16 protein-coding genes and 2 tRNA genes are annotated in these 22,774 nt (G+C 46.4%); 6 read left to right on the plus strand and 12 right to left on the minus strand.

The annotated features are described in order from the left end of the window. Positions 1-59: 59 nt before the first annotated feature. The 3 genes from GV64_RS19155 to argF all read right to left on the minus strand — a co-directional run bounded on the left by GV64_RS19155 (position 60) and on the right by argF (position 3,483). On the minus strand, positions 60-686 hold the full coding sequence (locus GV64_RS19155; protein ID WP_020581399.1) for a V-type ATP synthase subunit D: 627 nt from the start codon (positions 684-686) through the stop codon (positions 60-62). A 5-nt stretch (positions 687-691) separates the two neighbouring features. Then, complete coding sequence (locus tag GV64_RS19160) at positions 692-2,074, minus strand: V-type ATP synthase subunit B (protein ID WP_020581400.1); 1,383 nt, start codon at positions 2,072-2,074, stop codon at positions 692-694. Between the two features lie 401 nt (positions 2,075-2,475). Further along, a complete protein-coding gene (gene argF / locus GV64_RS19165; protein ID WP_020581401.1) occupies positions 2,476-3,483 on the minus strand; it encodes an ornithine carbamoyltransferase in 1,008 nt (335 codons plus the stop codon). Positions 3,484-3,766: 283 nt separating this feature from the next. Here argF and GV64_RS19170 point away from each other — a divergent pair, with 283 nt between their 5' ends. From GV64_RS19170 to GV64_RS19185, 4 genes are all read left to right on the plus strand, one after another. Continuing rightward, the gene (locus GV64_RS19170; protein WP_020581402.1) at positions 3,767-4,360 is read left to right on the plus strand and encodes an NADPH-dependent FMN reductase; all 594 of its coding nucleotides are present in this window, start codon (positions 3,767-3,769) and stop codon (positions 4,358-4,360) included. A gap of 355 nt (positions 4,361-4,715) precedes the next feature. Next, on the plus strand, positions 4,716-7,019 hold the full coding sequence (locus GV64_RS19175; protein ID WP_020581403.1) for an Orn/Lys/Arg family decarboxylase: 2,304 nt from the start codon (positions 4,716-4,718) through the stop codon (positions 7,017-7,019). Positions 7,020-7,091: 72 nt separating this feature from the next. Continuing rightward, complete coding sequence (locus tag GV64_RS19180; RefSeq protein WP_020581404.1) at positions 7,092-8,534, plus strand: APC family permease; 1,443 nt, start codon at positions 7,092-7,094, stop codon at positions 8,532-8,534. After that, positions 8,524-9,900 carry an amino acid permease gene (locus GV64_RS19185; RefSeq protein WP_020581405.1) on the plus strand — a complete coding sequence of 459 codons (1,377 nt, stop codon included), beginning with the start codon at positions 8,524-8,526 and terminating at the stop codon, positions 9,898-9,900. The genes GV64_RS19180 and GV64_RS19185 overlap by 11 nt, the downstream gene beginning before the upstream one ends. Before the next feature lie 126 nt (positions 9,901-10,026). On the opposite strand, the gene GV64_RS26330 is transcribed toward GV64_RS19185, so the two are convergent. From GV64_RS26330 to GV64_RS19220, 7 genes are all read right to left on the minus strand, one after another. Next, positions 10,027-13,293 carry a hypothetical protein gene (locus GV64_RS26330; RefSeq protein WP_020581407.1) on the minus strand — a complete coding sequence of 1,089 codons (3,267 nt, stop codon included), beginning with the start codon at positions 13,291-13,293 and terminating at the stop codon, positions 10,027-10,029. Between the two features lie 496 nt (positions 13,294-13,789). After that, positions 13,790-14,560: a PepSY domain-containing protein gene (locus GV64_RS19195; RefSeq protein ID WP_020581408.1), complete on the minus strand. Its 771-nt coding sequence runs from the start codon at positions 14,558-14,560 to the stop codon at positions 13,790-13,792. Between the two features lie 217 nt (positions 14,561-14,777). Next, the gene (locus tag GV64_RS19200) at positions 14,778-15,719 is read right to left on the minus strand and encodes a 5-oxoprolinase subunit C family protein (protein ID WP_085931362.1); all 942 of its coding nucleotides are present in this window, start codon (positions 15,717-15,719) and stop codon (positions 14,778-14,780) included. Then, positions 15,701-16,405: a 5-oxoprolinase subunit PxpB gene (gene pxpB, locus GV64_RS19205; protein ID WP_020581410.1), complete on the minus strand. Its 705-nt coding sequence runs from the start codon at positions 16,403-16,405 to the stop codon at positions 15,701-15,703. Before pxpB ends, GV64_RS19200 begins: the two co-directional genes overlap by 19 nt. Further along, the gene (locus tag GV64_RS19210; RefSeq protein ID WP_026258087.1) at positions 16,402-17,145 is read right to left on the minus strand and encodes a 5-oxoprolinase subunit PxpA; all 744 of its coding nucleotides are present in this window, start codon (positions 17,143-17,145) and stop codon (positions 16,402-16,404) included. The genes pxpB and GV64_RS19210 overlap by 4 nt, the downstream gene beginning before the upstream one ends. A 4-nt stretch (positions 17,146-17,149) precedes the next feature. Next, positions 17,150-18,400 (minus strand): valine--pyruvate transaminase, encoded by a 1,251-nt coding sequence (locus GV64_RS19215; RefSeq protein ID WP_020581412.1) that lies wholly within the window; start codon positions 18,398-18,400, stop codon positions 17,150-17,152. A gap of 197 nt (positions 18,401-18,597) precedes the next feature. Beyond that, positions 18,598-19,149 (minus strand): hypothetical protein, encoded by a 552-nt coding sequence (locus GV64_RS19220; protein ID WP_152554126.1) that lies wholly within the window; start codon positions 19,147-19,149, stop codon positions 18,598-18,600. 390 nt (positions 19,150-19,539) lie between these two features. Between GV64_RS19220 and GV64_RS19225 the strand changes: the two genes are divergently transcribed. Further along, positions 19,540-19,833 carry a hypothetical protein gene (locus tag GV64_RS19225; protein WP_020581414.1) on the plus strand — a complete coding sequence of 98 codons (294 nt, stop codon included), beginning with the start codon at positions 19,540-19,542 and terminating at the stop codon, positions 19,831-19,833. Positions 19,834-19,856: 23 nt separating this feature from the next. On the opposite strand, the gene GV64_RS19230 is transcribed toward GV64_RS19225, so the two are convergent. Continuing rightward, a tRNA-Glu gene (locus tag GV64_RS19230) sits at positions 19,857-19,932 on the minus strand. 240 nt (positions 19,933-20,172) lie between these two features. Then, a tRNA-Glu gene (locus tag GV64_RS19235) sits at positions 20,173-20,248 on the minus strand. A gap of 152 nt (positions 20,249-20,400) precedes the next feature. On the opposite strand from GV64_RS19235, the gene GV64_RS19240 reads away from it, so the two are divergent. Further along, positions 20,401-22,770: an ATP-binding protein gene (locus GV64_RS19240; RefSeq protein ID WP_020581415.1), complete on the plus strand. Its 2,370-nt coding sequence runs from the start codon at positions 20,401-20,403 to the stop codon at positions 22,768-22,770. Positions 22,771-22,774 lie beyond the last annotated feature (4 nt).

The raw sequence follows: 22,774 nt of genomic DNA on the forward strand, positions 1-22,774 counted from the left end.
TCAATGCTTTCGCAGGTTATGCGTGTCAGGTTCTTACCGAGCCAGACACCAGCCGGATATCAGCCTGCCTGCGAATGACCTCCTTTGGCTTCCTGGGCCAGAACCTTGCCCTTGGAGAGCTTGGCGTTCATTACGCTGGCTCTGTCCTGGTCAGACATATAGATCTGGATTTTCTGGATGTTCTTTTTGGTCTGGGGAATCAGAACCTTGGAGAACAGGTTTACCCGCTGGGACGTAGTACGTGTCGCCTTGTCCAGCTCCTTGTGCCGCAGCTGACGAACCTGAAGTTCTATTCTCAGGCGAATCATCTGCTGCAGAAGCTCAACCAGGTAATCAACCCAGTGGGGCTTAGCCAGATCACTGTATGGTGTCAGCGCAATTTCAATATGCTCTACCAGAGGAACTGATGTTCCGACAATATTTTCCTGGGTCAGGCGAACATCTGTCACCTTCACCAGGTTGTCCACTGGAACATCCTGTCTTGCCAACATCGGGAGCTGCTGTCTGACCAGCTGCTCCACTTCAGCCAGATGCTCCCGTGTTTCCGCCAGAGCCTCTTCGGCTTTCTTACGTTCCATCATCAGCTGCTGACGCTTGAGTTCAAGCGCTGGCAGATAACGGTTGTAAGTCTTTAAACTGCGCTTCTCTTTGTTTAATGAACTTTTGTTGAGAGCTACCTTGGCCATGATAATTACGCCTCAGCTGCAGCTTCAGAAGCTTCCTCAACGGCCAGTTGCTCTGGGTTTGGCCAGTACTTTTCCAGAAGACTCTGTTTCATCAGGGTCTCTTCAGGACCAAAGCATTCGGCCATGGTCTCCCAGCACTTATCCAGCGCTTCTTCGAGAGACATCGCAGCGTCCAGAGACATAAAGCGTTTCTTGAAGAGCTTGCCGAACTTGATGGTTTTCAAGTCATAGCTGGACAGTTCAAACGCCATTGCCTGCTTCTGAGCCGCATTCACAGAGTCAGAGTAGAAGCGGATCATGGTGTTCATGATCGCCGGATGGTCTTCGCGGGTTTCTTTACCCTGAACCATCTGCTTCAAACGAGACAGGGAACCAAATGGATCCAGGTGTCCTTCGTGCAGGTAGAACTGACCTTCGGTGATATAACCGGTGTTGTCGGGAACCGGGTGAGTCACATCATTACCAGGCATGGTAGTAACCGCCAGAATGGTCACAGAACCGGCACCCTTGTAGTCACAGGCTTTTTCGTAACGACGCGCCAGCTGGGAGTACAAATCCCCCATATAACCACGGTTAGCAGGAATCTTGTCCATGGCAACACCGATCTCTTTCATGGCATCGGCATAAGAGGTCATGTCGGTCAGCAGAACCAGAACCTTTTTGGATTCTTCTACTGCGAAGTGTTCAGCCACCGCCAGCGCCATATCCGGCGTCAGCAGACGTTCAACCGTTGGGTCTGAAGCCAGGTTGGTGAACATAACGGTACGGGCAGATACACCGGCTTCTTCAAAGGTAGTGCGGAAGAAGTGGTAATCATCGAAGATCAGGCCCATGCCACCAAAGACTACAACATCTGCCTCTGCCTGAATGGCAATACGGGCCAGAAAGCGGTTGTAGGGTTCACCAGCGACGGAAAAGATAGGGATTTTCTGAGACTCAACCAGCGTGTTGAAGACATCAATCATCGGTACATTGGTACGTACCATGCGGGAAGCCAGTACACGACGAACCGGGTTTACCGAAGGTCCATCAATCTCTACCTTGGGATCCTGCTCCAGTGCAGGACCACCATCAATAGGCTCACCGGCACCGTTAAAGATACGCCCAAGGATATTGGGTGAGTATGTCGTCTTCATTGGCTGGCCCAGGAAGCAGACAGACGCACCGGTGGATAGCCCCTTGGTGCCGGCAAAAACCTGGAGAGAAACCTCTTCATGGTCAATCTTGATGATCTGCGCCATGGAGTATGTCTGTCCATCCTGCTCAATCAACGCCAGGTCACCGTAGTTAGCCTGGGCATTACCCTCAGCCAGGTTAGGTACGTGGACGCGAATGAGGTCACCAACGATGCTGAGAATATTGGTGTATCGCAATAGGCTCTGGGGCATTACTGCTCCTCTATACTGCTGGGAAAATGAAAAGAGAATGGATCATGGGCTCAGAAGATCATCAGTCATACAGGTGACGCTGAGTAAGTGGCGATACACCTCATTGCACACAACATAAGCCAAGTGTCGTATGTTTGAACTAATAAGCTCAAACACTGATTTGTACTGCTGGCTCTATCCAAGCCTCCTGCTAGTAATCATTTCAATCAATAAAGCAGGCACCTCAGTCATCCATAGGGAAGATCTGAGGAACCATTCCAGGTAACGAATGAAAAACACCTAATAGAGTAGACAATTCCACGAGTTTCGCAGAGTTCTACCTGAACAGCAGGACAGGTTCATTGCTTCCTGCAATTCTGATGGGTAACCGTCGTTTGTACGAACTACCGACTCCCTATGGACTAACGGCTTTTACCCAATGTTTCCACCATCACTGCCTTGATGGTATGCATACGGTTTTCTGCCTGATCAAACACAATGGAAGCGTCAGACTCAAATACGTCCTCAGTAACTTCCAGGCCGTTCATACCAAATTTGTCAGCGACTTCTTTGCCAATCACCGTGTCATCATTGTGAAAGGCTGGCAGACAGTGCAGGAAACGGACATTAGCATTGCCTGTTTTATGCATCACTGTCTGATTCACCTGATAGGGTTTCATAAGCTTGACCCTTTCATCCCAGGCTTCCATCGGCTCACCCATGGAAACCCAGACGTCGGTGTAAAGGAAATCACAACCAGCGACCGCTTCATCCACCGACTCGGTAATGGTGATCTTCGCCCCGGATTCCCGGGCAATTTCCCGACATTGTTCAACCAAAGTGCTATCAGGGAAAAATGCCGCTGGCGCTGCGATCCGGAAATCCACACCCATTTTGGCAGAGCCCACCATCAATGAATTGGCAACGTTGTTACGCCCATCCCCGAGATAGCAAAGCTTCATCTCGTTCAGGGGGCGACCATTGCCGTGTTCCTGCATGGTCAGAAAATCAGCGAGCACTTGAGTCGGGTGCCAATCATTGGTCAGACCATTCCATACTGGAACACCGGAAAAGGTGGCCAGATCTTCAACATGTTCCTGTAAGTGGCCACGAAATTCGATGCCATCGTACATACGCCCCAACACCCGCGCGGTATCCTTCACGGTTTCTTTGGCCCCCATCTGGGAACCTCCACCGATATAAGTCACATTGGCGCCCTGGTCAAAACAGGCTACTTCAAAGGCGCAACGGGTCCGGGTAGACGCTTTTTCAAAAATCAGAGCAATATTTCGACCTTTCAAAAACTGCTCTTCAGTACCAGATCGTTTGGCAGCTTTTAACTGCGCGGCACGTTCCAGCAAGTGGCTGATCTCCAGTGGAGAAAAGTCCAGTAGCTTGAGAAAATGACGGTTCTGCAAACTCTGAGTCATAACAGTTTCCTGTGTCAGGTCATTTATTGTTCTTTCTTACACAATCCAGCGATCCTGAAGTACGTAGCCAGCCATAATAAAATTACTGCGTACGATCAGGCGTCAGGGAGTCACATCATCCATAGACCGGTTATTGCTGTCCAGCTCCAAATTGAATTTCATTCGGACATAGACTAGCGCCGGATGATACGGAAGGCATTACGTAAAAATACGTTTCCGATCTTTGAAGGGGTGCGAAAAGGCTTAGGCTCTGGAATGGTTGCTGACGCTCCGGGCTCTCGATATGCTCAAATATACAGTAGCATTAAAACAACCAGCCAAAGAGCTACTTAAAATAAAGTCAGAAGGGAACATCATGAAGATTGTCGCATTTGGAGCATCAACCAGCTCTACATCCATAAATAAAGCCCTTGCTTCCTACGCTGCTCATCTAATTGAAGGTGCAGACGTGATCGTTCTGGACCTCAACAGTTACAAGGTCCCTTTATTCAGTGAAGATAAAGAGAAAGAGATTGGACAGGCAGATGACGCGAAAACATTCCTCGCCGATATCGCCCAAGCCGATGCACTGGTCATTTCATTTGCAGAGCACAATGGTTCTTACTCTGCCGCCTATAAGAACCTCTTTGACTGGGCAACCCGTATTGAGCGTAACGTATTTGCCAATAAGCCAGCCGTTTATCTTTCTACCTCACCCGGACCAGGTGGTGCTCAGAGTGTATTGGCTGCAGCCAGAGGCTCAGCTCAATTTTTCGGCGCAGATGTTCAGTCTTCTATTTCCGTTCCCAATTTCTATGAAAATTTTGATTTAGAAGCAGGTGCTTTCAAAAATCAGGACATCGCTGAACAAATCAATCAGGCAGTATCGAAACTCTGATACCAGTCATTTGCTCAGAAAAAAGAATAAATGAAGCAGGAAATCACCTTACTCAGCTGGCGATGACCTCCTGACTTCATTCTTTCCCATCCCTGCTAATAACTGACACCCTGTTGGACTACAAAGTTACAGTATTTGATAAACAACAACAGAGTTACCCACCTTTTGGCGCAACTTCCATACTAAGACTATCCTTTCGTGAAAGTACTTACCTGCTACTCACTGCCGCTTCCCGGGGACGTTTGGTAACTAGGCATATGATCAACCGGTCTCGTGACTGATTGAGAACGCCCCCGAGGAACACGCTTCTGTGTAATCCCGAGTTCCTGTCAAGCCGCTTTCTTCGAGGTTGATTATGAAGATCACCAAACGGGCATGGCCAGTCCTGATTATTTCTGCTCAGTTTGACGCCAATAATGACGAAGGTTTCCGGCTGCGAGAGCTGGTTGAAAATCTGGAAGAGGTTCAGGAGTTGTCCGTACATCCATCATTCAGTTACGAAGATGGTGTTGAAATTTTCATGTCCCGCTCTGACCTGGGTGCTGTCATTATCGATTGGGATATTCGCAGCGAAACCTGCAGTGAGAATATGGAGCCCGAAGAACTGCTAAATCTCATTCGTTCCCGAAATAAACATATCCCGATTCTATTGCTGACCGAACGTTTGGCCGCTGCCAATATTCCTACTCATGTCCTTGAGATCATTGATGATGCTCTGTGGAAAACAGCAGACACCATCGAATTTCTCGCCGGGCGTATTGATGTCTTTGTGAATGACTATATCCGGAGCGTATACCCCACCTTTTTTGGCGCTCTGGTCGAGTACTCCCAAGAGTATAAATACGCCTGGCACACGCCCGGACACATGGGTGGCGAAGGCTTTCTGCACAGTCCCTCGGGCACGGCCATGCATGACTTTTATGGAGAGAATGTCTTTCGTGCTGATCTGTCGATCTCTGTACCGGAGCTCGGGTCTTTGCTGGATCATTCTGGAGTGGTAGGTGACGCAGAGAAAAATTCAGCCCGTGTATTTGGCGCTGACTACACCTATTACGTTCTTAATGGGACATCCAACGTTAACCAGATCATCTGGCGCAGCCAGCTGGTCAGGGATGACATTGCCTTTGTTGATCGCAACTGTCATAAGTCCCTGAACTATGCCATGGTCATTACCGATGCCTATCCGGTGTACATGGTTCCCAGAAGAAACAAACGGGGAATCATCGGCCCCTGCCGTTTATCCGAGTTTTCGGAAGAATCCATCCGCAGCAAGATCGACGCTCATCCTAATATTCCGGCTGAGATAAAAAGTCAAAGTGCGGTAAAAATGTCAGCACTGACGAACTCAACCTACGATGGCATCTGCTACAACGTTATCAACATTAAAAAAGAGCTTCAGCAAAGTGTCGAAAACCTACACTTCGACGAAGCCTGGTATGCCTACGCCCGATTTCATCCAATCTACAAAGATCACTTTGGCATGGCGGATGACGACAGGAACAGCGACCATCCCCCAATCTTCTGCTCCCACTCGACTCATAAGCTACTGACTGCCTTCTCCCAGGCATCCATGTTGCACATCCGCAGTGGCAGTAAAGTCAAAATCAACCCGGATGAGATTAACGAATCCTATATGATGCACTCATCCACCTCGCCACAGTACAGCATGATTGCGTCGCTGGACGTTGCCACCAAAATGATGGATGACAACGGTGAAATTATGCTGAACGACATTATTCTGGAGGCTATTCGTCTGCGCCAGAAAGTCACCCGGATTGCCAGAGAAATGAAAACCGCCAAAGGCTGGTTTTTTGAAATGTGGCAACCTCGCATCGTCAATTACGACGGCAGTGATACGGCTTTTGAAAATGTTCCTGTGGAATACCTGGGCAACCATCAGGAAGCCTGGGTATTCAACCGGAAGAATGACTGGCACGGCTTTGAAGACATTGAAGACAACTATGCCATGCTGGACCCCATAAAACTGACGTTTATCACGCCAGGGCTTGATGATGCTGGTAACCTTGCTGATGAAGGCATTCCCGCATCCATCGTTACCGACTACCTGATCAAACACGGCATTGTCTGCGAAAAAACCGATTATTATTCCTTCCTGCTGCTCAACTCACTGGGTACCACCAAAGCCAAACAAAGCGCCCTGCTTTCAGCGTTGCTGAAATTCAAGGCACTTTATGACACTAATGCTCCTCTTGAACAGGCACTGCCGAGACTGGTCAATGACTATCCGGAGACATACGCCGGTGTCGGCCTGAAGGATCATTGCAATGAAATTCACCAGTATTTTAAAGAGCACCAGATGCTCGACAAGATGCAGGCTGCCTTCCAGGTCATTCCAGACCCCGCCATGAAGCCAGCCGATGCCTACCACTGTGTCGTCAGAAAACAGGTTGAGTATGTGGAACTGGAAGCCATGGAGGGGCGTGTTCCTGCCGTCATGATGGTTCCCTACCCTCCTGGAATCCCCATCATGATGGGTGGGGAATCCATGAATGATAAAGCCAGCCCCATTTTTGACTATCTGACGGCAAGACAGAACTTTGAAAACCTGTTCCCAGGCTACGAAAGCGATATACATGGCGTCGAACGAGTAGAACGGGATGGCAAGAAATTCTTCCATACCCTATGCGTGAAGGCATGACCCATCCACCGGGAGTTTCACGCTCCCGGTCTACTTTTAACGACCGAGCCGACTCAGCTCTTTACCAAGAGAATGATGAAGAAAAAAACATCAAGCCATGTACGTTTAAAAAAGCTGCCTCATAAGCTCAACGTTTTCACCCTGACCATGATCAATGTGGCAGCCATACTGGCTCTCCATGCTCTCCCCAGTCTGGCAGAGTATGGGTATTCACTGGTTTTCTACCTCGGCCTTGCAGCACTGTGCTTCTTTATTCCTTCCGCCCTGGTATCTGCTGAACTGGCTTCCGGCTGGCAGGGTGAAGGCGGGGTTTATCTATGGGTTACTGAAGCCTTTGGCCCAAAGTGGGGTGTCGTTGCGATTTTTATGCAGTGGGTAGAAAACCTGCCCTGGTTTGCCATGGTTCTTGCCTTTGCCGCTTCTGCCGTGGCCTACATCATTCATCCGGCACTGGCCGAAAATAAATGGTTTGTGGTCGGGTTTATCTGGCTGGCACTGGCTTTTTCTACACTGGTCAACCTGAGAGGGCTGAAGTTCTCGGCCCTGCTGAGCACTACAGGCGTTATTATTGGCAGTATTATTCCCTGCCTGATTATTATCACGCTGGGTGGAATGTACCTTTTATCGGGTAAACCCACTGCCATTCACTTTTCCTGGGCAGCCACTATTCCAAAGTTTGAAAATGTCCAGCACCTGATGCTGATGGCCGCCATGCTGGTGTCGTTTACCGGCATGGAGATGTCCGCCGTTCATGTCACAGAAGTCAAAGACCCGGGAAAGAGTTACCCAAAAGCCATTTTCTCAGCCTGTGCCCTGATCATCGCTCTGTCGTTGCTGGCATCACTTTCCATTGCGCTGGTGATCCCCTCCAGTGATGTCAGCTTGAGTGCCGGTGTAGATCAGGCGCTCAGAACCTTTTTTGCCATCCATGACCTCTCCTGGCTGGCCCCAGTAATTACCCTGCTGATTGCCTATGGCGCCATGATTATGGTCATCACTTGGATGATCGGCCCTTCAAAAGGCATTCGTGAAGCCGCTCAGGAAGGCTACTTCCCAAGCCTGTGGCAGAAAAACAATAAATACGGTGTTCCTGTACCCATTTTAATTCTGCAAGCCTCACTCTCCGCCTTGTTGTCACTGGCAATTTTATTCATGCCTTCGGTCAGCAGTGCCTTTATGTTGATGAACGCCCTTGCTGCACAGCTGTATCTGATCATGTATCTGCTGATGTTTGCCGCAGCAATAAAACTGCGCTATTCACGCCCCGAGATCTATCGCAGTTACCGGATTCCCGGCGGAAAACCTGGTATCTGGCTGGTTTCCGGGGTTGCCATTATCACCAGCTGCTTTGTCTTCATGTTTGGCTTTATCCCCACAGCCGCAGTCAAAGAAGAGGGACTAACCGCAACCCTCAGCTACATTGGCTTCCTGCTGGCTGGCTGCATCATCTTTATGTCATTACCACTGTTTTATTACCACCGCGCAGGGCACAGGAGTCTTCACCATGTCCAGTGACACCCCGAATAAACAACAGACGTCTTCAAGTCAACCTGACTCAAACCCAACAGGGAGTAATGCGAAAAAACTGGGTGTCATCGGTGCCACCTTTTTAATTATTTCCAGCCTTGCCGGCAGCGGCGTCATTGCCCTGCCCCAACAACTCGCCTTTACCGGCTCTATTACGCTGGTTTCATTTATTCTGGTCACCTTGGGTGCGCTGTTTCTAACGCTGGTCTATGTCAGAGCAGGTGAACGTTTTGATGATCCAAGCCCAACAGCCCTGGCAACCACCGTCAGCCCGATCATTGGTGCCAAGTGCGGTTTCTTTTACGTCTATGGCAACCTGATTTCCAATGTCTCCATTCTGATTGCCGGACTTGGCTATATAGCTATGTTTCTACCAGAGCTGAATGATCCAATCATCCTTGGTTGCACTGTCATCGCTCTGATCTGGCTCTTCGTAGTGTTATCACTGAGAGGTGTAGGCATCATTGCCCAGGTAGTTTCCATCACGGTCACGTTACTGTTGGTTGCCGTTGCTCTCACCAGTGTACTGGGTTGGTTGGAGTTCAGCCCTGCTCAATTTCATGAAAACTGGAATGTCTCGGGCAAAGGCGATGGCTCAGCCATTATGGCTGGGTTTGCCATACTGATCTTTTCTTATGTGGGTGTAGAAAGTGTGGCCACCAATGCCGAGCAAATAGAGAACCCCCAAAAGGTGGTACCCATTGCTACCATTGTTGGCTTTCTGGTCGTGGCTGTATTCTACATCCTTTCCACCACGGTGATGGAAGGCATGTTTACCGCAAAAGTGATTCAGGAAGCCCCTGCGTCCTTTGCCCTTTCCATGGAAAAGATTTTTCATTCATCTTACGTTGGGCAGGTAGTTTCCCTGGTCATGGCCGTCGCCTGTATCGCCAGTTTTATGGTCTGGGGGCTGAACTCAGTCAGTGCCGCAAAAACCAGTGCGGATAATGGCTTTCTGCCTAAAGCCTATTCCTATACCAACCGATATGGCATTGCCAGCAAGGGGCTGGTTATTAACGGTGTAATTATGACCGCCGTAGAACTGGTTCTGATGTTGATGGGTAGCGATATTGCTGAGGCGTTTAATATCTCAGTAACCATCTCAGTTCTGTTACTGTTATTTCCTTATTTCTGGTCTGGCGTGGCATTGCTGAAACTGGATCACCTGGAGAAGAAAACATCCCGCTCCAACATTGCGATTGTGGCTCTTTCTTCGCTGTTTATTATCTCTGCCTTTGCCTCAGCCAATTATGATGAGCTGATGATGGTTATTGCCATGGTAATGATAGTTCCGGGAGTTTATGCAATTTTAATGAATATCAAAATTGTTAATGTTGATAGCGATGATGAATAAGACCAGCTAAAGAAATAGCTACTTTTGACTATTATTTGCCTCATATAGAGAGGCAAATAATATTTTTTCATCAAATGCCAACTTTAAGCTCAGCTCACTTGTATTGATAAAAAATACAATAGCCAATCACAAATGAGAACGAGTATCAGGATCCTGAAACACCCCACCAGAAATACTTGGAGTGCTTGGCCATGACTTAACCACGGCCACATCACGTGAGCTCACCGACCCTGAAGTCGAAACCTCTTGATGATCAACTTTTGCTTGGGTCAAAGTTGCTTGCTTTGTTTCTGCACTCTGACTGTCCATGGCTGCGGACATATCAATTGCAACATGTAACGCTCTTTGAGTACCAGGATTTTTTTCTCTTTTGGGTAAAAATGGAGTGGTTTCATCATTAACACCAAACGGTGTCATCTCGATACTTTCAGATATCCTAGAATCTTCAGCAGCGGATACAGCTTTAACCTTTTTTGCAACTGCACCCAATCCCGGTTGCAGGCCTGTATTTTCAGGCTTACCCTGCGTTGCATCGTCATAACTTACGACATCAAAACGCTTTATTTTGTATTGATGAGCCGGCGATAGTTGTTTTTTATTGCCCCCTCCTCCCAAATAAGCAAGCCGCCTTGTATTCGTATGTGAAGTATGGGTTAGCACATTTCCTAACTGCTGTACTTTTTTCGGTATTTTAATACCAAACCTAGTATTTACTTCTTTATAATAACCAATACCTTCCAACCCTTGGTCAACAAGCCCCAAAAACCCCCCAACGGTATAATTCTCCCAGGGTAGAGTTTGCATTTGACTACTGAACTCTTTTTCCTTCTTTTGACACTGATTTGCATTGGATGTTCTTTTAATATCTCCACCTAACTCACGAACATTATCCTCCCAGTATAAGCTCTTCCATAGATCCGAAAATGATCCAAGAATAGGAAGTATTGTAACATATTCTACAGATTCAGATGCTGAAGCATTAGAACCAGAAGCGTCTGAATAGACAGAACTTTCCGTGGCTCCCCTAGTTAGCGAAAGGGGCACCCCGGCAGTAGTTCTATGAATGGGTTCAGTAACCGAACCACTCATATTTGATAAACCTGCAGTGCTGTCTACATTGGCGGTAGCAAAAGCGTCTGAGCCATTGACTGTAAATATAGAAGTCGAATTAACTACTCCGGCAGTTGTACTTTCAATCGGCTCCGTAGGAATACGACTAGCACTCTCTGTTGTCTCTATAGAAACCCACGAACCTTTAGTGTATCCAGAAGCCCCATCAGAACCTACTCTCCTTGGATATGCATCCGGTACAGCTATCACAACAGTAGCCACAGTACATCCAAACCGAATGGCAAGGGCTTTTAGATATGTATTAAGTTTTTCTCTTACAATAGAGTTGTCACAACGTTTAATATCTAAAAAAGTATGGGCAGTTAAAGATGATGAAGCGGATAAGCTAGCTATTAGCAAAAGCCGAATAACCTCATCTCCGCCACTTAAAGGAGTGAATAAGTTATTTACCAAAGACCGAAGAGTATGAGGTATAAAGTTCTGATCACCTCCACTATAACCCCAATACTTTTTACTAGTCTCAGGAATACATAGAGGCAAAAAGTAGCAGGTACCACCTATCAAAATCGCAGGAGCATAAATCTTAGCCTTGCCCTTCCAATCCATGGGTCTCATGTCAACTTCATAAGCTTCCAAAAACCGGTGAATAAGGTCACGGGCAAAAATCGTACTTAAGCCAAGATTTAATAATTGACATAGACGAGTAGCAGGAGACACCCCTAAAAGAGAAAAAACACTTCCACCGAGAGCTGTCAAATCCTTACCAAAATTTGTAGCTATGCTAAAAACCGTATCTTTTTTAGGAGTCTCTGGATTATTTTTACCTGCACGATAGATGCTATAGCTGTTTTTCAAAGACGGAGGAATAACAGTGAATATACTATATAAAACAAGAAAGATACGAAACTGACTTGCGAATTGATATTCATTTGATATTTCTCCTTCACCGATTGAATGGAGTATTGTAAAAAAGATATCCGTGAGGTATAGCAGTGTTATACCGCTTCGAGTAAAGCAGCCAGCAAGTACATTAGCAAAAGATCTGCGCCACTCTGGTGATGCAGGAGACAAAGCAGTATGTAATTCAAAGTACAAGTTTCTATACAGCTCAATTTCCGAGGACTTAATTTCAATCTTACAAATCTCAAGAAAACAAATTGACAGTAAACTGATCATACAATCAAGATTAGCTCCATCAAAATCCGCCCCAAGATCAAACATAGCTTTTAAAACAATATCTCTGCACACATGATAATAAGTTAAATAATCAACATGAGAATTTTTCAAATACTCACTAACTTCACCTGGGCTACTACATTTTTCCAATTGTTCAATCACAGCCTTCATGGACTTATGGCTTTCCCCATCCAAACATCCTAGAGTAGAGTTTAAAAGCGATATTATTTTTTTCTGAAGGTAAAAAACAGGACTTACTTCCTTGTTCAACTTAGATGCTTTGATTGATTCAAAAATGAGTTCATAAAACTGATTAAAACCACCATTCAAATTATCAGAACTATAAATACCTCGAGCTCTTGCCCTTATAATATCTCCCGCCAGCACCTTTACTTGTTCCAGCAACATCATTCTTTTTGTCATATCAAATGTACTAGACGATAACTCCGCCTCTGTTGGGTTTTCCAAGTCAGGTGGTGTTACACTTTCAGTATCACAAAGAGAGATCTCATCAACTGATTTCTGCTCTTTTGAAAACTCATACTCTCTATCAAAATCATCAATCTCTTTAAGGTAATCAGCCATTTCATCAAATAAGATCCCTTTAATCGGTTCTATATATTCTTCAGGTTTGCCCACATCGAAAGCATGATCAGACGTTATTGGATTCACGGGCAATACGGAATCACCACTCTCACTGGAAGCTTGACCTCTATCGCCTGTGATACATGAATGTTCACACTGAGGCAGAAAAACCGGCTCTAGAACCTCAGTACCAGAACATGCAGAAGTAACAGGCTCATCGTTAGCAACATGTGGGTGCTCAGAAACTTCGGTTGTAGTACCTGAAGTTGAATGCTCTGCTAGACGTTTTTTTGTCACACTGGAAGCTTCGTCCGGCACTTTCATATTTAGCTCAGGCTCTGCAGGTCTAGCATCTCTGACCATCACAGAAGAAGGTGCACTGGAAGTACCAACACCAGACTCACCTTTGGGGCTTGATGTAGAGTGATGAATAAGGCCTGAAAGCTGACTTGGTGTAACAGTGTCAGGGGAAAAGTGAGGTAAAGAACTGCATTTCTCTGGAATTGATAAGCTGGGTGAGGGAGTTGAAACACCGTACCGCCCCAAGCTTGGAGTAGACATACTCCTTGTTAGCCTCCTGCAAGATCCTGAGGCAGGGTCTTGCAATCGCGATACGACACATTGTGAAGAAGTATCCACTATTGATTGGTGCATCATCAATCCTTTTTATAATATTACACTGTTTTTATAAACCTGGCGGGAACTCACGATGCTTAGTCATAAAGCTCAAGAATTTTTAATGGTGAAAATCAGCACCAGAAGCGTTTAAACAAACGCCACCACCAATCGAAGAGGTAAATTTCGAAACAATAGATTTAAATAAACTCTTTTGATTAAGAATAGGCACTGTAAAGAATCAATTTTTTTTTATTATGAAAAGAAAAAGTAAAAATAAACAATATTATAAAATGAAAAGTATGTACCAATAACCTCTGAAAGACTCGACCATCTTAATAAAGATAGGAAGCCAGCTACAGAGTGGGTATGCAGCTGGATTTACGCATCACCAATCAAAAGCCGAATATTCACCAATACCACACAAATTGAACAGCAATTCTCAAATCCAGCTTAATGGCGCAATTCTGTCCTCTATAACCTCTCCTGTTACCGCATTCACCACCATTTTATGCCTGACTCGGTTGTCATCCAGGAAAACAATTTCTCTAACTCTAATGTTATCTTTCATACTGCTTCGAGTTCTCAGCACCACCATTCCACGGTACTTTTCCCTTGCATTTTTAATAATCTGCTCTAGAGATATCTGCTTGCCATCCGGTTTCATGTCATAGGTTTCATCCTTGATTACTCGACCGGTATAAGCATCCATGGTTAACTGACGACGCTTTACCTTAAACTGCTTATCAGCCAGTTCGATAACATAGACCATACCTCCATTCTGTCTTTCCAGCCAGGTTCTGATTCGATTCGATCCCGGATACTTGCTATCTACCTTTGCCAATATTTCTTCCATAGGCATAGGCGTCTGCATGGGAGCATGATCTATCTGCTTTCCACTGAAGGCATCATAAACCACACGTTCCAGCTTGTTATTGGCATCGATAAAGTCGATAACAAACACCTTCTGCCGCTCCTCTTCCAGCAGCCGTGCTGAGTGGACAACCACGTCAGAAGCCTTATTTCCAAACTTATTTCGCGTTGTCACGATCAATTGATCAAGAGGCACCATTGATCTCAGCTTGCCAGGCTGTTCAAGGTGTGTAGGCGTTACTGGAGCATTACTCCCTACAGCAAAAGCTGAAGATGAAGACAGGGCTACACCTGCCAATACGCCTAATACTATAGGAATACGCAAACTGAACACTTTCATTGGAAAGCTCCTCTTCTTATATAACAAGAGCTGAGGAAATAACGCTAACTACCACCGAACAAAGGCATAAGGTTCATTGAATGGAAGTGGAGGTAACACAAAGATGGCAGGCGTCATTGATGCTAGTCTTTATGCCCGCTCATGCTGAGCGGATATAGTTAATTTAGAATTGATTTTCTATATTGCAAGCAGCAATACCCAATAGAAAAACAGGAGGCTACAGATTAAAGAAGGCGTAAAAGCTTTTTAAACTCTTGCCTGCTGTCTCAAGAGATACCAACTGGAAGCGTATTGAGGTGCCTGGCATTGCCTGCGCCAGTTTATTCAAGTCCAACTGAGCAACACAGCCAAACTTGGGGTACCCACCCAGCGTCTGGTGGTCACGCATAAGAATAATCGGCTGACCATTTTCAGGAACCTGAACAGCTCCTAATGCTATCCCCTCAGAAATTACGCCACTAAACGGCGGTTTAATCACAGCTCCGTCTAATCGATACCCCATTCGGTCACTGTTTGACGATAGCGTAAAGTTTGAGTCATAGAAACGTTTACGACTTTCTTCTGAAAAAGCTGATGCCTGATACGACTCTATGAGATTCAGCCTGAGCTCCAGTCCATATTCTGGGATAAAACAAGCCGGAACCATACGATTGATTTCTGGCCTGAAAACCTGATCAGATATCGACTTAAGACAATCCCCTCGGCCTATAAGGCAACCAGCACTGTTGTTAGCTCCAAGCCCACCAATACCATCCCTGGAAACTGTCGCGACACTGCCAAAAACCTCTTGTGCAGAAAAGCCACCGGGAATAGCCAGATAAACTCTAAGGCCTTTTCGGGGGAACAGAAACGAAAGCATATCCCCCTTATTGAGATGAATGGTTTTCCAACCACCTACAGGCTGGTTGTTCACTCTGACCCCCAGGTCTGCCCCCGTTACAGCCAGCGTTACGGCTCGATGCGCTAGAAATTTTGCCTGTCCTCCCGTTATCTCCAACTGGGAACAAGACATACTGTTTCCCAAAAGATAATTTGCCCAGCAATAGGCATGAAGGTCCATCGGACCTCCTTGAGCCAAGCCCTGATAACCCATTCCCTCTCGACCAAGGTCCTGAAGCTGCACCAGCATTCCTGGATCAATCACTTCCAGTGTGACCACACAGTGCCTCCAAGCTCAAAAAACTCATCCCGTGATATGGGTTGGAATTTAACAGAAAGGCCGACAGAAAAAGGCGACATAGGTGTCTTATCAAAATCAACCAGAGAAATTGGGCAGTTACCAATAATCTGCCAACCTCCGGGCGTGCTGGAAGGGTATACGGCTGTCTGTCGGTCAGCTATTCCTACACTCCCGGCAGGCAGCATCTTTCTTGGCTCAGTTTTTCTTGGCATTGCAATAGATGGATCAACAGCACCAAGGAAGGCAAAACCAGGACTGAAACCGATAGCACAGACAACATAGGTCGATTGACTGTGAATATGAACAACATCATCAACTGTGCACTCATGAAACCGGGCTATTCCAGGCAAATCCGGACCAGTTTCCAAGCTGTAATAGATGGGCAAGGTGATTACCTTGCTTACATTCTGGAGAAGGTCGCCGGACAGGAAAAAGGTATCAACCAACGCCTGCAATCTTTTTTTTAACTCATAATAATCAGCTTTGAGAGGATGGTACTGGATATAAATCGTCGTGTAAGAAGGGATAACTTCAATTAACTCTGATGCAAAGCTATTTCTAATACCGTCAGCTATATCACCTATTTTTACTGCAAGCTGCGTATCAATATAATCACCCAGCTTTATGATCAACGCCGTTTCTGAGATAGGCTGGATATCCATCATGGAGCCGAGTCTGCCGGCTTCAAAATCTGTCGAATCTGTTGGATCAGCGCGATAGCGTCAAGATTATCACCATGAACACACAGACTGTCGGCTTTCAGCACCAGTCGGTTTCCACTGATGGTGTTAATTTCCCCTGATAGTAAGTCTTTAACCTGTTGAAGTATCACGGCTGAGTCCTGGTGAACTGCATCCGGTAAAGACCTTGATACCAGCAAACCATTATCATCGTAAGCCCTGTCGGCATAGGCTTCATAAATCAGTGGCACTAAATACTTATCAGCCATCTTTTTATGCAATTCATTATCACCCATTGCCTGAATCATAAGGGCTGGCTTGATATCCATGTTTGCTGCCGCAATCACAATGGCCTCAAATACATCAGGATTATTCATCATCTCATGATAAAGAGCGCCATGAGGCTTAATGTACTTTACACGAGTACCATGCTGCTGACAGATAGCATCCAGTGCACCAACTTGGTAAGCCACCAGATTTGTGATGCTTTCAAGGCTGTGGGGAATAGGCCGGCGACCAAACCCCATCTTGTCATTGTATCCGGGGTGGGCTCCAACAGTGACACCACAGCCTACCGCCTGCTTCACAGTGTCACTCATGATATCGGGGTCAGAGGCATGAAAACCACAGGCAATGTTGGCCATATCGATCCATGGCATGACTGCTTCATCATTTCCCATTTGCCAGGAGCCAAAGCTCTCCCCCATATCACAATTCAGCTTCACTGCCTTACCTGTATAGTTTAAGTACTTCTTCCGCCAGAATAGAAAGACCTTTTTCAACGTCTTGATGATCACGGGTATAGGTCAACCGGAGACACTCATGCTTATGAGGCCAGTCATCGTCTATTCCCGGGAAGAAGTAATGTCCGGAAACGACCAGAACATTTCTTGCCTTTAGTCGTTCATAAAGCTCAAGACTGGAAATAGGTAACCCTTCAAACCACAGCCACAAAAACATTGCCCCTTCTGGCTTATGGACATGCCAGGGAATATCACCCAGCTTCTGCCTAAGGCAATTCACGGCAAACTCGGCTTTTTCCTGGTAGTAAGGGCGAATCACATTTTCACAAAGAGGGTTAATACTGTCATCGCGTATCATGTCGAGAGCCAGCAAACTGCCAGTACTGTTTGGAGCAAGATTCATAATGGCGTTAATACCAGACAGCGCCCTGATAACCTGCTCATTAGCAATAACAATACCGGTTCTGACTGCGGGAAGACCCAGCTTTGAAAGGCTCAGACAGAGAATCGTATGCTCATTCCAGCGTGGGGTCGCTTCTGTAAAAATCAGTTTGGGGAATGGCGTTCCGTAGGCCCCATCAACAATCATTGGAATATCATGCTGATGGGCAAGACTGTCCAGACGTTCAATTTCCTGATCCGTCAAAACATTCCCGGTAGGGTTGGTAGGGCGGGAAACACACAGCGCACCAATGCTCTTATCAATGACCAGTTCCTGAAAATCAACACGGTATTTAAAAGTGTGCTGATCCAGATGGTCAATTTCCGGTTTGTTGGCTGCAAAAAAATTATCGCTCAACCCAGCATCCGCATAACCAATGTATTCTGGCGCCAATGGTAACTGGATTCGTTTATGACTGCCGTCACCATAGTTTCCAGCAAACATATTAAACAGCATAAAAAATGCGGCCTGGCTGCCATTGGTTAGCGCGACATTTCTTTCTGTCAACTTCCACCCAAACTGCCGGTTAAGAAAAGCAGCCATCTCTCGAACAAAATCTTTTTCTCCCTGGGGAGGATCATAGGTACCCACCAGCCGGGTAAACTCCACCTGGCTTTCGGTTATTTTTCGCAGTCGCTGTCTGAAGACCTCTTCTACTTCGGGGATATGGGCCGGGTTACCACCGCCCATCATAATCATATCTTTACCATCGGCGAGGGCATTGCCCAGATCATCCATTAATGAAAGGATGCCGGAGTGGCTGGTAAATTTTTCGCCAAAGGCAGAAAGCTTCATGCTTACCCCTGATTATTCTGGTCGCAGGATAATAAAGGTGCTGTTATAACAATGGTAAGGTCGGGCTGTCTACACTACTCTGAATTATCAAAGGGCTCTACCCCTGCCCTGAGGCAATGTTATTTTTTAATGCTAAACAGAAAGAGAGAATGCTGATTTACTAAAGAAGAGTTTAACAACATCCATGTTCTTCACCGCTAATAAACCAGATGAGACTGATCAGTGCTTTCTACATTGCAATTGACATCATCCGACCTTTTGTAGGTTGTGCTGATCAAGCTAACACTCCAGGCCGCAAGAAAACCATTAAGAAACCCGCTAACACCGATAACATCCTTATCTTCCCCCTGACTGAAGTTCATGTCAGTGAACACACCGCCGGATGTGTCGCCTTTTCTGGTTCCGTTCAATGTATACCGGCTATAAGCAGGGTTTGAGTAAGTATTCTGAAACCGTGGGTATACACCGGACGCATCACGCATTTGAAACTGACTTACACTGCCTTCAGACCAGGTTTTATAATAAAAGCCATCAGGAACCACCTTAAAGAATGAGTGGGCCTGTTCTTTATCAACCCAGCAACCAATCAGCCATGAAGGACTCTGTATCGGCACATTAACCATCTCAAGCGCTGGTTTTACTGCACTTTGTACTTCTGACTCAACTTCATTCAGAAAACTCTGGGGATTTAAAACATCTGAAAACACTGGAGCAGACGCCAGCAGCAAACACGCCATGCACTTTTTCATTTCTCGCCTCTCTACCACTTTTAAAATCAGGTGACAGATAAGATAGTTGAGCTGCCAGAAACACGCCCAAAAAGCCCGTTATACAACACAAAAAGATCATCCTTTTGATGGGCTGACTGTAGATCCGTTAAAAACGGCCAGTGCAGGATCCACTTCTAGCAACCGGCTTTTCTGTTTTCCTCTGAGGACTTCAGGACTCTGCTATCTTAGGGCCTGTTGACGTTTCGTTGCGCGCTCAGCGTATCAGGGCGTTCCGACTGACAAAGCGCGTCATTGCAGGAAGGCTAGCTGCCTTTCAAAATGCCGCAACGAAGACATAGTGGCGCCCTGATACGCCCTTCGGTCGGGACGCGTTGTCTGGCTCAGAAACATAGTATCTGGAGTTTGAAAATGACTGTTCTGACGTCTTTTCTGGAAAAGCTGGGTGCCACAATAGCCCTCGTGTTGATGTTTTTTGTGGGCTTGTCACCCTATGTTGAGGCCAACCCTGCTTTTCCTGACATTGAGGTATCGGAAGAATTCGAAGAACAGTCCTCAACGCTGAACTCTGAGTCTGTTGATCAGTCAGTTGACGATATCGTCGAATACGATGATGAACCGGAAGATATGGAAGAAAATCAGAAGTTTGAGTACGAATCAGACGATGAGCCGCCGGACTATTATTCAGAAGATGAAGTAGACTGATATGAGGATTTCATGGAGGAAAATGGCGTCCCCTAGGGGACTCGAACCCCTGTTACCGCCGTGAAAGGGCGGTGTCCTAGGCCACTAGACGAAGGGGACGCAGACCTTCGTGCATTGCTGCAGCGGATGCGTATACTAATGGCCATTTTTTATAGAGTCAACCTTTCTTTGAGTATGAGCCGTTTCCCTTGAAAAACAGGCTTATTCAAGATTAGATGGGTTACTGATCACCGCCCGGGATAGGCAAAACAATGAGACTCAGGGACAGGCTCTCGTNTATTCCCGCAATGAAGATGATTTTAAGGGTTCTTCAAACCCTGCTCTCTATAAAGAGATAAGTGGCGTCCCCTAGGGGACTCGAACCCCTGTTACCGCCGTGAAAGGGCGGTGTCCTAGGCCACTAGACGAAGGGGACGCAGACCTTCGTGCATTGCTGCAGCGGATGCGTATACTAATGGCCATTTTTTATAGAGTCAACCTTTCTTTGAGTATGAGCCGTTTCCCTTGAAAAACAGGCTTATTCAAGATTAGATGGGTTACTGATCACCGCCCGGGATAGGCAAAACAATGAGACTCAGGGACAGGCTCTCGTATAAGCAGGTCAGATACACAGTTAGCGTCGCTTTTATACTGGGACTGGTTTTCAGTGCCTTTCAGGTTACCCACGACTATAAAACCCAGGATAAAAGTATCGACAATGCTATTGAGGCCTACCTGGATATCAGCAAAGCGCCCGCCTCTCGCATTGCCTATAACCTGGATGAAGAACTGGCTATAGAGCTGGTGAATGGCCTAATAGAATCACCACTGATTCTAAGTGCGATCATCACCGATTCCGACAAACAACTACTGGCCAAAGCAGGCAGCAATGAGCAGCCAGAAAACCAGAGCCAATTTACGGATCTTTTTTTCGGCACCACCCGAACCTACCGTCAACCACTATCAGTTCCTTATGATCTTGAAGAAGATCTTGGCACACTATCCATTATTGCAGACACACGCCCTTCCGGTCAGGAGTTTCTGGACCGATCCATCTTAACCCTTGTATTTGGAGTCATACGAACCCTGCTGCTCGCACTGGCCCTCCAAAGCATGTTTTATTTGATGCTTACCAAACCGTTGTTAAAACTGACGCGTCATGTCAAACAAGTTCGAAAGGGGATAACACACCATTCGTTATCGGTCTCTAAAAGACATCAACAGGATGAAATCGGGTTACTTACCACGGCGTTCAATGAGTTTCAGGATGATATTGAAAAGCAGCTCTACCATAGAAGCCTTGCTGAAAATGAACTGAGAAAGCATACCCAGGATCTTGAAAACCGTATCGCCGAGAGGACTCAAGAGCTACAGGAAAATAATAACGCCCTGTTCAAAGCCAACGAAGAGCTTGAGATAGCGCGACAGAAAGCACTTCACTCTGCCCAGCTGCGAGGGGATCAGCTTTCAAGCCTTAGCCATGAAATCAGAACACCACTCAATGGCATTCTGGGGATGCTGGAGCTAACCATTAATGAAGAGCTGTCCGAAAAACAATACGCCCGGCTCGACCTTGCCCATCAATCAGGCGTTCGACTGGTCAAACTGCTGAATAACATGTTGGATCTGGCCAGACTCGAATCAGGCAAAGCGGCCATAGAACAGTCGCCTTTTGATCTACGCGAGATCATCGAAGAGTCTGTGGTGATGATGAGCCAGAAGACCTATGGCAAAGATATCCCGCTAACCTGCGACATTGACCCCACAATGCCAGCAAAACTCCTTGGCGACCCTACCCGCATCAGCCAAGTCATCAATAACCTTCTTGGTAACGCCATCAAGTTTACCCACAAAGGCGAAATCAGCCTTTCACTGGAATCAAAATCCCTGGATGAAGACAATCTTGAAGTCATCATTAACATTACCGACACTGGGATCGGCATTCCCCAGGAAGCACTTGACGCAATCTTCACGCCTTTCACACAAGCCAATAATGAAATTTATCAGAGCTATGGTGGTTCAGGCATGGGACTGGCACTGACTAAAGAGCTGATCACAGCAATGAATGGTTCAATTCAGGTTATTTCCCGTGAAGGGCATGGCAGCACATTTTCAATAAGGCTTCCCCTGATTAAGCCTGAAAACGCGAATACCGAAACCATCAGGCCACTAATGAGTCACCCGATCATACTGGCCTGCAAAGAGTCAACACAGCAAATATGTTACAGAATGCTCAGCCACTGGAATATACCCTGCCGTATCATTGACCAGTATACCCCTGATCTGGACTTTAACTACCATTCAGGTACACACAAGACAGCCTCATTGGTTATTACCGATCAAAAAGCGCTGGCGCTTAACATGGCCAGACATCACCCAGACCGTAAAACCATTTTTATCAGCTTTGAACAACCACAGGGAATGCCGGACAATCTCGTCTGGCTCGCCCTCCCTGTCACACAACAAAAGTTATACCAAAAGTGCGCTGCCGTTGTTGGCATCAAAGATCCCGGCAAACTATCTGCCACAAAAATGCGTCACAAGCCTCATTGGGAAAAAAGTCCGCACACCCAGCCAGGTGAACGCAGGAAAAAAAGAATTCTGGTGGTTGAAGATAATGCCATCAACCGGCTGGTTACAGAGGGCATGCTTGAACAACTGGGACACGACGTAGAGCTTGCCCACAACGGTCAGGAATGCCTGACACTCTGCACTGATGAGAAATTTGACCTGATCCTGATGGACTGCAACATGCCATTAATGGATGGCTACACTGCAACAAAAAAGCTTAGAGCAATACCGGCTACTAAAAAAACACCGATCATTGCCCTCACCGCCAATACGCTGGAAGAACATAAGGAGCGTTGCAGGCAAGCAGGAATGAATGATCATATCGCCAAGCCCTTTAACAAAAAGGGACTCGGCAGCGTCATTAAAGAGTGGCTGACTCCTGAATAATCCG

The sequence above is a fragment of the Endozoicomonas elysicola genome, assembly GCF_000710775.1.
In the GTDB taxonomy this organism is placed as follows: domain Bacteria; phylum Pseudomonadota; class Gammaproteobacteria; order Pseudomonadales; family Endozoicomonadaceae; genus Endozoicomonas; species Endozoicomonas elysicola.